The sequence below is a fragment of the Stenotrophomonas sp. YJH_SMC_29 genome, assembly GCF_059371235.1.
The window spans coordinates 1-12,692 of the sequence record NZ_JCAFUK010000021.1 but is presented as its reverse complement, the minus strand read 5'-3'; the positions used below and the strand labels follow the sequence as shown (position 1 = coordinate 12,692).

At 65.9% G+C, this 12,692-nt stretch carries 9 protein-coding genes; 4 read left to right on the top strand and 5 right to left on the bottom strand.

Annotated features, from left to right (window positions below; translation table 11 throughout):
* Genes AC5P9I_RS18665 through AC5P9I_RS18655 form a run of 3 tightly spaced genes read right to left on the bottom strand, consistent with a single transcriptional unit; the run spans position 1 to position 5,094 of the window.
* Positions 1-2,400 (bottom strand): response regulator, encoded by a 2,400-nt coding sequence (locus AC5P9I_RS18665; RefSeq protein WP_049467666.1) that lies wholly within the window; start codon positions 2,398-2,400, stop codon positions 1-3.
* The gene (locus tag AC5P9I_RS18660; protein ID WP_049467664.1) at positions 2,393-2,860 is read right to left on the bottom strand and encodes a response regulator; all 468 of its coding nucleotides are present in this window, start codon (positions 2,858-2,860) and stop codon (positions 2,393-2,395) included. Before AC5P9I_RS18660 ends, AC5P9I_RS18665 begins: the two co-directional genes overlap by 8 nt.
* The gene (locus tag AC5P9I_RS18655) at positions 2,857-5,094 is read right to left on the bottom strand and encodes an ATP-binding protein (RefSeq protein WP_495217371.1); all 2,238 of its coding nucleotides are present in this window, start codon (positions 5,092-5,094) and stop codon (positions 2,857-2,859) included. Before AC5P9I_RS18655 ends, AC5P9I_RS18660 begins: the two co-directional genes overlap by 4 nt.
* A gap of 263 nt (positions 5,095-5,357) precedes the next feature.
* Here AC5P9I_RS18655 and AC5P9I_RS18650 point away from each other — a divergent pair, with 263 nt between their 5' ends.
* Positions 5,358-5,651: a hypothetical protein gene (locus AC5P9I_RS18650; RefSeq protein WP_014647137.1), complete on the top strand. Its 294-nt coding sequence runs from the start codon at positions 5,358-5,360 to the stop codon at positions 5,649-5,651.
* Positions 5,652-5,667: 16 nt separating this feature from the next.
* Here AC5P9I_RS18650 and AC5P9I_RS18645 read toward each other — a convergent pair whose 3' ends face one another.
* Positions 5,668-6,153 (bottom strand): TspO/MBR family protein, encoded by a 486-nt coding sequence (locus tag AC5P9I_RS18645; RefSeq protein ID WP_130768089.1) that lies wholly within the window; start codon positions 6,151-6,153, stop codon positions 5,668-5,670.
* A gap of 71 nt (positions 6,154-6,224) precedes the next feature.
* Entirely contained in the window at positions 6,225-8,420 is a 2,196-nt protein-coding gene (locus AC5P9I_RS18640) for a translocation/assembly module TamB domain-containing protein (protein ID WP_130768088.1), read from the bottom strand.
* A 133-nt stretch (positions 8,421-8,553) separates the two neighbouring features.
* Between AC5P9I_RS18640 and AC5P9I_RS18635 the strand changes: the two genes are divergently transcribed.
* From AC5P9I_RS18635 to AC5P9I_RS18625, 3 genes are all read left to right on the top strand, one after another.
* A complete protein-coding gene (locus tag AC5P9I_RS18635; RefSeq protein WP_057495033.1) occupies positions 8,554-9,033 on the top strand; it encodes a GNAT family N-acetyltransferase in 480 nt (159 codons plus the stop codon).
* Positions 9,034-9,248: 215 nt separating this feature from the next.
* Positions 9,249-11,264, top strand: coding sequence for an alkyl/aryl-sulfatase (locus AC5P9I_RS18630; RefSeq protein ID WP_187756641.1), 2,016 nt, complete (start codon positions 9,249-9,251; stop codon positions 11,262-11,264).
* Positions 11,261-12,163 carry a transporter gene (locus AC5P9I_RS18625; RefSeq protein ID WP_130768085.1) on the top strand — a complete coding sequence of 301 codons (903 nt, stop codon included), beginning with the start codon at positions 11,261-11,263 and terminating at the stop codon, positions 12,161-12,163. Before AC5P9I_RS18630 ends, AC5P9I_RS18625 begins: the two co-directional genes overlap by 4 nt.
* Positions 12,164-12,692 lie beyond the last annotated feature (529 nt).

The window sequence follows — 12,692 nt, the reverse complement described above, 5'->3', positions numbered from 1 at the left end:
TCAGCGCGGCGCAGCCTCCAGCGCGGTGCGCACTGCCAGCGCCAGGTCACTGCGGGTAAACGGCTTCGGCAGCAGGGCGGCTGCACGCCCCTGCGCGCCAACCGCATCATGGTCGCGTGGATAGCCTGACGTGAACAGGACCGCGATTGCCGGCCAGCGCTCACGCACTTCACGCACCAGCTCCCAGCCGGACATGCCCGGCATCACCACGTCCGAGAACAGCAGATCGACCTTGGTGTCCGGCCGTTCCAGCAGCCGCAACGCCGAGGGGCCGTCGTGCGCTTCCAGCACGCGGTACCCCAGCAGGCGCAGCGCATCGACCGTATGCGCACGGACATCGTCGTTGTCCTCGGCCACCAGCACGGTTTCCTCGCGTGGCGAGTAGCCGGCCAGGCCCGTCTGCGGGACGCGAGCCTCGCTAGGCAGCGCCAACGGCGAGCGCGGGAACATCATGGTGATGCTGGTACCGCCGCCTTCCACCGAATCGATCAGCACGTGGCCGCCGGACTGCTTGACGAAGCCGTGCACCATCGACAGGCCGAGCCCGGTGCCGCGGCCGACCTGCTTGGTGGTGAAGAACGGCTCGAACACGCGCGCCAGGGTGGCCGCGTCCATGCCGTGGCCGTTGTCGCGCACCCGCAGCATCACGTACTCGCCGGGGGACGCATCCGGGAACAATGCGGCGTAGTCGTGGTCGAGGTGGCTGTTGTCGACTTCGATCACCAGGCGGCCGCCGTGCGGCATCGCGTCGCGCGCATTGACCGCCAGGTTCAGCACCGAGGCTTCCAGTTGGCTGATGTCGATCTCCACGCACCAGATGTCCTCGGCGGTGCGGATGTCCAGTTGCACCAGTTCGCCCAGTGCCCGCTGCAGCATGTCCTGCATGTCCAGCAGGCACTCGTTGAGGTTGGCTGCCTGGCTGCGCAGCGGCTGGCGCCGGGCAAAGGCGAGCAGGCGCTGGGTGAGGCTGGCGGCACGGCCAACCCCCTTCAGGGCATTGTCCAGGGCGCGGCTGGCCATCGCGCCGGGTTCGCCGGCCCGTTCGCTGAGCAGCATGGCGTGCTCGATGTTGCCGGAGATCACCGTCAGGATGTTGTTGAAATCATGCGCGATGCCGCCGGTGAGCTGGCCGACCGCCTCGATCTTCTGCGACTGGCGAAGCGCATGCTCGGCCTGCCGCCGCGCAGTGGTTTCCACCGCCTCCGATACCACGGCGGTGGCCACGCCGTCGGCGTCCAGCAGCGGGCGCAGCGAGACGTCGAAGCTGCGCCGGCCGGTGGGCAGCTCCAGCTCGAGGGAATGCAGCGAGCTGCGACCCTGCGCCGCCGCGGCGACGGCCTGGTCAACCACCGCGCCGACGCCGTCGGTGTTGGCGAACCACAGGGATTCGCCGAAGCGCTGGCCGACAATGTCCTTCTTGTCCGCCAGCACGGCGGCCAATGAGGCGTCATTGGCATCGACCACGCGCCCGGACAGATCCAGCAGCACCTGATGCTGGAAGCTGGATTCGAAGATCGCCTGCAGCCGCCGCTTGCTGGCCCGCAGTTCGGCGGTGCGCGCCTGCACCTGCTGCTCCAGGGCCTGGTTGTCCTCACGCAGGGCCAGTTCGGCCTGCTTCAACACCGATACGTCGCTGCCCATGCAGATGTAGCCGACCACGCTGCCATCGGCGGCATGCTCCGGCACGCAGTCCATCTGCACGAATCGTGACTCGCCGCTGCGATGCACGAGCTCGACCTGGAAGCTGGTGCGCTCGCCCTGCAGCACGCGTTCCAGGCTGGGGAGGGCATGTTCGAAGGCGCTGATGCCGCTGACATCGCGGGCAAGGCGGCCCAGCAGTTCGGCCTGGCTCACGCCATGCCAATCCAGGAACGCCTTGTTCGCGAAGCGGTAGCGGTGGTCCTTGTCGAGCCGGGCGATCAGTGCCGGAACGGCGTCGGTCACCTGCTGCAGCTGCGCCTGGCTTTCATTCAGCGCAGCCTGCGCCTGCACCAGCTGGTTGCGCTCGTGGGCCTCCTGCCGCGCGCGACGGATGGCATCCGGCAAGCGCTGCAGGCGCTGCTTCACCACATAGTCGCGTGCACCGCGGGTCAAGGCCTGCACGGCCAGCTCTTCGGTCAGGGTGCCGGAGACGAAGATGAAAGGCGTGTGCGGGATGCGCTCGCGCGCCAGCGCAAGGGCGGCATCGCCATCGAATCCGGGCAGCACGTGGTCGGCCAGGATGATGTCGAAGGGGCGATTGTCGATCGCCTCGATGAACGCATTGCGGGTCCACAGCCGCTCGGCCTCGAAGTCGAGGCCTGCACGCTGCAGCTGTGCGCTGATCAGCTCCGCGTCAAGCGCGCTGTCCTCCAGCATGAGGATGCGCAGGCGCTCGCTGCGGCGCGATCCATCACGCATGGTGCTGCCCCGAACCGTTGGGCCGGTGCGGCGGTGGCTGGTTGGTGATGCCCCAGAACATGCCCAGCCCCTGGATGGCATCGAAGAATTCCTTGAAATCGACCGGCTTGACCACGAATGCATTGACGCCCAGTTCGTAGCTCCGCACCAGGTCCTGCTCCTCGCGCGAGGAGGTCAGCATCACGATCGGGGTGCTGCTCAGCTGCGCGTCGCCACGGACCTGCTCGAGCACCTCCAGGCCGTTGACCTTGGGCAGCTTCAGGTCCAGCAGCACCACGACCGGGCCGCCGTGCATGGCGCCGGCGAACTTGCCTTCGCAGCGCAGGTAGTCCAGCGCCTCGGCGCCATCGCGCACGTGGACGACGTCGTTCAGCAGCTGGCAGCGTGACAACGCGGCCATCGTCAGCTCGGCGTCTTTGGGGCTGTCCTCGACCAGGAGGATCGGCCGCAGGTCCCTCATGGGTGATCTCCTGTGGAACGGGGTAGGGTGAAATGGATCGTGGCGCCCTTGCCGGGCTCGCCCTCGGCCCAGGTGCGGCCGCCGTGGCGGCCGATGATGCGGCGCACATTGGCCAGGCCGATGCCGGTGCCTTCGAATTCCTCGACGTGATGCAGGCGCTGGAATACGCCGAACAGCTTGTCCACGTAGCGCATGTCGAAGCCGCAGCCATTGTCGCGCACGAAGAAGTGGTCTTCGTCGTCGTTGCGCTCGTGGCCGATCTCGATGACCGCCTGCTCGCGCTCGCGGGTGAACTTGATCGCGTTGCCCAGCAGGTTCTGCCAGACCAGGCGCAGCATGGGCGGATCGGCCTCGACTTCCGGCAGCGGCGCCAGCGTCCACTGCACGTCGCGGCCGGCGTAGTCCAAGGCGAAGGACCTGCGCACGTCCTCGGCCAGCGCAGCCATGTCCAGCCGCACCCGGCCCACCGTCGAGCGGCCCATCTGCGAGAAGCTCAGCAGGTCATCCACCAACGTGCCGGCCGATTTCGCCGATTCCACGATGGTGTCGAGGAAGCGCCGTTCGGTGTCGTTGAGACGCTCGCCCGCAGAGCTGCCCAGCAGCTCCGAGTAGCCGACGATGTGGCGGAAGGGAGCGCGCAGGTCGTGGCTGACCGAATAGGAGAACGCTTCCAGTTCCTTGTTGCTGCGCACCAGCTGTTCGTTCAGCTCCGCCATTTCCTCGGCCTTGCGCAGCACGATGTCGACAATGGCGGTGCGCATTTCGTGCGCGGCATCGCAGTCGGCATCACTCCACGGCAGGCTGCGCTGCTGCACGGTCTCCTTCCACGCCTCGAACGAGTTGCGCGGCGACAGGGCCACGCCGGGTGCCTCGGTCTTGCGCGGGTCGCCTCCCCAGCGCACGGTGCGCACGACCTCCGGCCGGAACCACATCAGGTAGCTGTGATGGAGCTGCGAGATCGACACCGCCAGCAGGCCACTGGCCACGTCGGTCAGGCGCGCGGCAGGCGGCCAGTCGGCGGCGAGATGATCGGTGCAGTACATCTCCTGCCCGGCGTGCTGGTTGGCCAGCCAGTCAGCCAGGGCCAGCACCTCGCTGGTGGGCGGGCACTGCCCCACGCGCATGCAGTCCCCCTTGTGCACGATGGCCGCGCCAGCCGCGCCGGTCAGGGACAGCAGGCTGGCCTCATCGTGGCGCAGCGCAGCCATGAACTCTTCGTCCCCGGCCATCCGTGCCAGCAGCTTGACCAGCACCGAGCGACGGGCCACGCGTTCCTCGATCGCGCGCGCGCGCTCCTTCAGCGCGATCTGCAGCGACAGGATCTGGCCCATGAACTCACAGGCCGTACGCACGTGGTACGGCAGGCGGCGCGGCTGCACCGTGTGGCAGGACACCAGGCCCCACAGCCGCCCTTCGTGCACCAGCGACACCGACATTGATGCCCCGGTGCCCATGTTGCGCATGTACTGCAGGTGCACCGGCGAGACGCTGCGCAGCACGGCCAGGCTCAGGTCGGTGGGAGGCGCGTCGCGATGCGCTTCCGCGCGCAGCAGCGGCGCAGGGGTGTAATCGTTGTCTGCGATCAGCCGCACCCGGTTGCGGCGGTACAGCTCACGCGCCTGGGCGGGGATGTCCGATTCGGGGAAGCGCAGGTCCAGATAGGAGGGCAGCAGGCCGTTGCCATCCTCGGCCACCACCGTGCCATTCCAGCCCGCATCGAACTGGTAGACCAGAGTGCGGTCGAAGCCGGTGAGGCGTCGCACGTGCGCGGCGGCCAGCCTGCACAGGTCTTCCACCGTCGCGGCGGCTTCGATGCCGGACATCAGCTCGCGGATCGCCGGGTACAGCTCTTCCAGCGAACCGGGCTGGCCTGGAACCGGTGCTTCCAGTTCAACCAGAAGGTCGGTCGCAGACCGGTGCACGAGCAGCTGGTGGCGGCCATGGCCATCCAGATGCACCGCGCCCACGTGCGCGCTGCTGCCAACCGTGGCCTGCTGCAACACCGCCTGGAAGGGCGCCAGCACGCCACCCAGCACCTCGGCGACGTGGTGCATCAACGGCTCGCCGAACTGCTGCAGCAGGCCGGGGTGGCTGATGGCGCGCTCACGCACCTGCAGCGAGTGCGGTTCCACCACCAGAAGCACACCGTACGGCTGGATCGCGCCGGGGGTATGGATCGGTTCGCGCGCGCAACGCGACAGGGCAGCGTCGTGCGTGGGCTCAGCAGAAGGCATCAAGGGCGGGACTCATGATTCGTGAAGGGCAGGAACGACCCAGCGGTGTATCCGGTAACCATGGATGGTGAAGCAAAAGAGCGTATCCGCCTACCTCCCTGTGCATGTGGCGCGTCCTCCCTCTGAAACTGAATTCTTCATACAAGCAGCGATGCACGTGCGGCAGGCGCCTTTGCCGGCTTCGCGGCCAGTGCATCTGCGCTGCACGCCAGCTCGACAGCGGCTGCCCTAGGGTGGCTCGACTTCCGTCGGATACCACGCCCGTGAACCTGCAGACCCTGCCTTCTACGCCGTACCGCATGCTGGCTGACAGCTGCCAGTTCGAACTGCTGGATGTGGATGCACTGCAGGACCCCGCCAGTGGCCGGTTGCTGCACCTGTATTCGCTGGTGGCTCGCTGCCTGTCCTGCGAGACGGTGTTCAAGGCCGAAGAAGGACAAGGCCTGGTCAGCCATTCGTCGGCGCGCGTGGTGCGTTGCCCCACCGGCTGCGGGCAGCAGGCGTTCAAGCCGGCGCTGCTGAGGAACTGGCGCCCCCAGGTCGTGGCCCAGGCGTAAGCGATGCGACGCGCTGTCACAGCAGCCCGGGGTTGGCACGCCAGACTGCGAAGTTGAGCGCCGAGGCGAACGTAATCCAGGCCAGGTAGGGCAGCAGCAGTACGGCTGCCATTGGGCGGGCGCGCACGAACGCGAGCATCGTCGCGCACACCAGCGCCACCAGCACCAGGATGTCGACGAAGGCCAGGGCGCCCTGCTTCCAGCCGAAGAACAGCCAGCTCCACAGTGCATTGACGGCCAGCTGCACCAGATAGAGCCACAGCGCAGGCCGCGCGCCGCGCCAGCCGCGCTCCCGCCAGACCAGCCACGCCGCAAGCGCCATCATGGCGTACAGCAGGGTCCATACCGGGCCAAACAGACGGGCAGGCGGCGCCCATGCCGGCAGGACGAGCGTGGCATAGAAGCTGGCGGCGGACGTCGAGGCCCACGCGCCCAGTGCGGCGGCGGCGAAGGTGATCGCCCCCCATCCCAGAAGGCCATAGGCCTGTGTGCGCTTGTTCATTGCGTGCAACTCGTCGATTGGGGCGTCGGTGTATACGCACCGGGGCCGCCAATGGATGCAGGCGATTGCCTTCAGTCCGAAGAGCCGACGGCGCCCGTGCCCTGGCCCGCGGGCAGCAGGGAAGGCTGCTGGTCAAACCACTCGCGTGCCTTGGCCAGATGCCATTGGCGCCGGTCGCCGTCCAGCTCGATCCCTGCGCCCAGCAGCCCCCAGCGCAGGTAGAGATCGCCGCGCTTGCGCTGGTCCAGCAGATCCAGCCGCGCGCGCACCGAAAGGCGATCGTTCTCGGCCTGCAGCCCGTCGATGACCAGATGGCCCGGACGCCAGCGCAGCGTCGCCTGGGCCTGTACCTGTCCGGAATCCAGCAGGGACAAGGTCCAGCGCGGGTAGTCGGTGCGCTCTGCGAACAGCGCCAGCAACGGTCGCGCATCGCTGAGATCCAGGTCCGTGGTGGCATCCACCTGGAACGGCGACTGCGCATCGATGCGCCCACGCCTGAAGTCCACGCGGCCTTTCCATGCCGTCGAGCCCTGCGTGCCCGCCACCTGCACGTTGCGCAGCTCGACCGTGGTGCCGGATAGATCGAAATGACGCTGGCTGAAGTCACCGCGGCGCAGGGTTGCGTTGACGTCGATATCGCCGCCCATGTCCAGCCCTGCCACCTTTGCACTGGCATTGCGCCCCAACAGCCGGGCCGTGCCATGGCCGACACGCCCGTCGGTATCGAGGGTCGCGTCACCGCTGACGGTGCCGGTTCCACGGAGCAGTCGCACCTGGGGCGAACCCAGGTAGCGGTTGTAGGCGGTCAGATCCGGGATGGTGGCTTCACTGAAGCGTAGCTGCGCGCGGACGCGTTTGCGCAGTTCCTGCAGGCGGCCGTCGCCGGTCAGGTCGAGGGCCAGATCCCGGCCGTCGAACAGGCGCACGTCCTTGGCATCGGCTGGTCGCGCAGTGAAGCGGGGCAAGCGGACGGCCAGCCGCGCTTGGCTGGGCGTGCCGGCCTTCAGTTCGCCGTGCGCACTGGCCGTGCCCGCCAGGCGCACACCCGCCACCTCGGCCACGGCTTCGGCCGCAGGAATGTCCACGGTGCTGCCTTCGGTCAGTTCGCCGTTGCGAAGACGCAGGTCCGCCTTCAGCGTGCCGCCACCGTCCAGTTGCAGCCACGGCTTGCGCACGAACAGGGCAGGGATCCAGTTGAGCGAGGTGAACGCCCATTCGCCGCGCACGGTACCGGAGCTGCGCTCCAGCAGCTGGGCAGGTGCCTGGAACGGGATGTCGCGGCCGCGGATATGCAGGTCGGCATCCACTTCGCTGCCCGAGCCGGGGCGCGGGGGCAGGCGCGCCTGCAGGCGCAGGTCGTTGGCTACGTTGAGCTGCAGGGCCAACAGGCCGCGATCCGGGGCGCCATCGCCCAGATAGAGGGGCACCTGCCAGAGTGCATGGTCGCCGGGCTGCAACTGCCCATCGATCAGATGGAGTGCGGCCTGCAGCCTTCCGGGCACTGGTGCGCTGGAGATCCTGGGCGTTGTGGCATGGGTGTCCATGCGCAGGCCCTGGCTGCGGGCATCCACCTCGAGCTGGGCATGCAGCAGCTTCAACTTGGCCAGGCCCGGCGCCTGGTCCCGATAGTGGCGCGGGTAACTGAAACGCGCGGTGAGATCCATGGCGCCCAACAGCTGCACGCCGTCGAAACTGGTGTCGGCATCGCTGAATTTCACCTCGGATTCGAACAGTTCCGACGGACCGCCGCGCAACTGCTTGAGGAAGCCCACCGTGCCCTGGCCCTGGCCGATGATCAGCAGCTTGCCGAAGCGTGCGCTGCGAATGCTGTCGCTGTGGATGGCATCGAAGCGCAGGGTCCAGCCGCGGTCGCTGCGCGGCGGTGGCGGGATGGCGTCTTCCACGCGGCTGATCTCGGCCGAGACCCCGGTTGCCTGCAGCCGGGGCACCCGCACCTCGCGCCGGAACAGGGGCAGCGCCGCCAGACGAGCGCTGGCGCGGTCGGCATGCAGCACGTAGACCGTGCGGTTCACATGGCCGCGCATGTGCACGTTCCAGGCGATCACGTGGCCTGGCAGCACGGTAATGGCCGGGCCGGTGGTCATCACGAACTTGTGCGGCTTGCGGTTGGTGACCTGGTCGAACAGCGGTGTGTTGAGGAAGATGTTGCCGGCCAGCAGGTACAGCAGGTAGATGCCCAGCAGAACGTAGGCAGGGACCCTCCACCGTCGAAGCCGGTGCGGGATGTGCGCGGAAACAGGGGGCATCTACTGCTCTGAAGGCCGGGATATCTGCAACTATTGCGGAGCCGGTGGCGGTGGCGCGTGAAGCAGCTACGGGGCAGGGGCTGGATTCTGGTAGTGTCCGGCCTGGTCATGGCCACAGATCTGCAGGAGTCGCATGGATATCCGGCCCGCCCGTGCAGGCGATTTCGACGTGATGTGGGGCATGTTCAAGCACGCCATTGCGACGCAGGATGCGCTGCCTTTTGCTGGCACGTTTGAGGTCGAGACCTTTCGCGCGCATTGGTTCCAGGCCCAGACGCCCTATGTGGCCGTGCTGGAGGACCGGGTTGTGGGCATGTACAAGATGGGCCCGAATTTCCCTGACCTTGGGGCGCATGTGGCCAGCGCTACGTATGTGGTCGACGCTGCGGCACGGGGGCGAGGCGTGGGCCGGGCACTGGTGGAGCACAGCCTGGAGCGGGCGAGGGCGGAAGGATTCCTGGCCATGCAGTTCAATTACGTGGTCAGCACCAACGGCCCGGCGGTGGCGCTGTACCGGAAGCTGGGGTTTGCGGTGGTTGGGACGCTGCCAGAGGCCTTCCGGCACCGGGAATCGGGACTGGTGGATGTCTTTGTGATGCACCGGTTCCTGTAATGCGCACAGGACGGCGTCACTGAAGAGTGCGGTTGGCGTCGCCAACGTCGCGCGTTGAGGTTCAATGATCCGTCGCTGACGCCGGCATCACGTCAGGTGCCTCAATAATTCGGCCCTGCGCGACACGCGCTGGCAGCGCCAGCGACTTTCGAAGGGGGTGACTGCCTTCATCGAACGCTCATCATTCGGCCAGCATCAATCGAAGGAACGCAAAGATGAACAACGGTGCGCGCATGCCCCGTGGACATGTCCTGGGCATCCTGGTGGCTTTCACGTTGCTCGACTCCGGCATTGCACTGGGTTCCAGTACTGCTGCTTCGCAGCGCACCCCGCCAGCGAGCGCGAGCAGCGCTACCGAGGACCTCAACCGTCGCGTTCTCTCCGAGCTCGATTTCAGTGATCGTGCAGACTTCGACTCGGCCAATCGCGGATTGATTGCTCCGTTTGACGGGATCATCCGTGGCGACAAGGGCCAAGTCGTATGGGACATGCACTCCTACGCTTTCCTGCATGAAGAAGCAGCGCCGGGCACAGTGAACCCCAGCCTGTGGCGGCAGGAGCGCCTGAACCGCATTGCGGGTCTCTTCAAGGTGACAGATCACGTCTACCAGGTGCGCGGGCTGGACCTGTCGAACATGACCATTATTGAGACGCCCAACGGGCTGGTCATCATCGATCCCCTCGTCTCAACGGAAACGGCCAAGGCTGCGCTGGATCTCTATCGAGCCCATGTAGGGCAGCTGCCCGTAAAGGCGGTGATCTACTCGCACTCGCATGTTGATCACTACGGTGGCGTAAAGGGCATCGTCGACGAGCGTGACGTCCAGCGGGGAAGCGTTCGGATCTATGCGCCGGCAGGCTTCATGGAGCACGCGGTTTCCGAAAACGTCTATGCGGGCAATGCCATGACCCGTCGCGCACAGTACATGTACGGCGCGTTGCTGCCCAAGGGCGTACAAGGCCAGGTGGGTGCGGGGCTGGGCAAAACGACGTCGCGCGGGACTGTAAGTCTGATCGCGCCGACCGATATCATCGGCTCCGGCGGGCAAGCGGTGGAAAGCGTGAGCATTGATGGCCTGCAGCTCGAGTTCCAGCTGACGCCAGGTACGGAAGCGCCAGCGGAGATGAATGTCTATGTGCCGCAGTATCGCGCCCTTGGCATCGCAGAAAACGCAACGAGAACGCAGCACAACGTGCTGACCATTCGTGGCGCCCAGGTCCGGGACCCAAAGGTCTGGTCGGAGTATCTGGACCAGACCATCAGCCGCTATGCGGCACGTTCGGATGTGGTATTCGCGCAGCACCATTGGCCCACATGGGGTGGGGCGGAGATCACCACCTTCCTGTCCGACCAGCGGGACATGTACCGGTACATCCACGACCAGACATTGCGGCTGGCCAATCGTGGCATGACGCCACTGGAGATTGCCGACACTCTGAAAGAACTGCCCGAGCCGCTGCGGAAACGTTGGTACAGCCGCGGATACTACGGCACGCTGTCTCACAATGTGAGAGCGGTCTACCAGCGCTATCTCGGCTACTACGACGGCAACCCCGCCAATCTCAATCCGTTGCCACCTTCGGATGTCGCGCGGCGTTACGTTGATTTCATGGGGGGCGAATCGGCAGTGCTGGAGAAGGCACGGCGTTCTTTTGAACAGGGTGACTATCGCTGGGTCGCTGAAGTAGCCAAACACATTGTGTTCGCCAATCCAGATTCGCGCGAAGGACGCGCACTCCTGGCAGATGCGTTGGAGCAGATGGGATACCAGAGCGAGGCGGGCACATGGCGCAACGCCATGTTGATGGGAGCACTTGAGCTGCGCGATGGCGTACCGAAGGGCGGTGCCACCACCGCATCACCTGACGTGCTGAAGGCCATGACCGTCGGCATGCTGTTCGACTATCTTGCGATACGCCTGGACGGACCTGCGGCTGCAAGGGCAGGGAACGCAACCATTGCCTGGATCATTCCAGATTCCAAGGACCGCTACTTGATGACGCTGCGGTCGGGCGCGCTCTCCTATCGGCCGCTTGTTAACCAGGACCAGGCAGACGCGACCGTAGAGCTTCCCCGGAGCACACTCAACCAGCTTGTCATGGGAGCACAGCCGGCGCACGAGCTGCTCGCCGGGCCGGCCGTGAAGCTGCATGGCAAGCGATCCGCAGTCGAGAACCTGTTTGCGAACGTAGAAACATTCGACGTCATGTTCAACATCGTAACCCCATGAGCACCTGCCTCCGTCCCCTGGCCGCGCTCGCCGTTGCGCTTGCCGCAGTCGGGGCGCAGCCCGACGCGCGCGCCGATGGGGCGCGCGATTGGGAGAACGTTCCCATAGATACCAACCTGCTGTTCGTCTACTACACGTATGCGCGCAACGAAATCGCTTTCGACCCGTCGCTTCCGGTCGATGGCGCCCAGATTGAATCCCAGCTGGGAATCATTCGCTATGCGCGCACCTTCGCTTTGGGCGACCGCATCGCGGGCATCCAGGTCTTGGCGCCCTATGGCAAGGTAACCGGCAGTATCGGGGGCACACCGCTGCGCACATCCGCCTCCGGCATGGGCGATGCCACGGGGATCTTTCTGGTCAACGTGTTCGGGGCGCCCGCACTCACTCCGCAGGAATTCCGGGCCTGGGACGCGGGCGCCTACCTGACCGCGTCCGTCGCCGTGACCGCGCCCACGGGCAGCTATGACCGGGATTCCGTCCTGAATCTGGGAAAAAACCGCTGGTCCTACAAGCCCCAGTTGGCGTATGGGCTGCCTATGGGTGATGGGACACTGCTGGCCATCAACGGCAACGTTCAATTCTATGGTGATGCGGAAAAGCCCGGAGAGGCTGCGTTGGAGCAGAGACCGCTCTACGGGTTGGATCTGCATCTAAGCAGGGATGTGGGCGAACGGGTCTGGCTGTCGTTAGATGCCAATTACGCACACGGTGGCAGGACCGGCTCCGGCGGCGCATGGAAAGACAACGGCCAGCGGACCTTGAAGATGGGGGTGAGTGGCAATTACGCGTTTTCGACTCGAGTCGGGTTGAGCGTATCGGCCAATCGCACCGTTCTCAGGCGGGATGTCACACCGGCAGCGACGACTGTGTCGGTCAACTGCAGCTTCGTGTTCTGAGGCTGCACCGGACTCATCCTGCAGATACGGGGCGCAGGATCGTCGGTATTAACGTGACGCATCACGGCCATCAGGCGGCGATGGTCCCGGGGGCTCCCGAAATCCTTGGTCCTGAACGCAAGGGGCCAAGCGCATGCGCGACTGGAGCCCCCGAAGTCTCGGTATCAAGCCGCTGCAAGTTGCTATTCCGGACAGGCGCAGCTTTAGCGCGTACCGGCAGGCATGCTGAACGCGTTCTCGGGTGCTATGCGACCAGCCCAGCAGAGGCGCAGGAGCGGTAGAGTGAGGGGAACTTCGATCAAGAGCCGTAATCGCCAGGATCGGGGCGGGCACATGCCGCCGCAGGGCGGTGGCTGAGGCAAGCGAAGCTCACAATGGCTTTCTGGCCTGAACATAATATACAGAACGCGCCTGCACCTCCTCCGAAAAGCCTTTAAAATCAGATGCTTTCGCACCTCCCGCCCAGGGCAGGCTTGCGATTCCGATGGCAAGTGCAATGGACATCCCTTTCCCGACCTTTGCCACGATG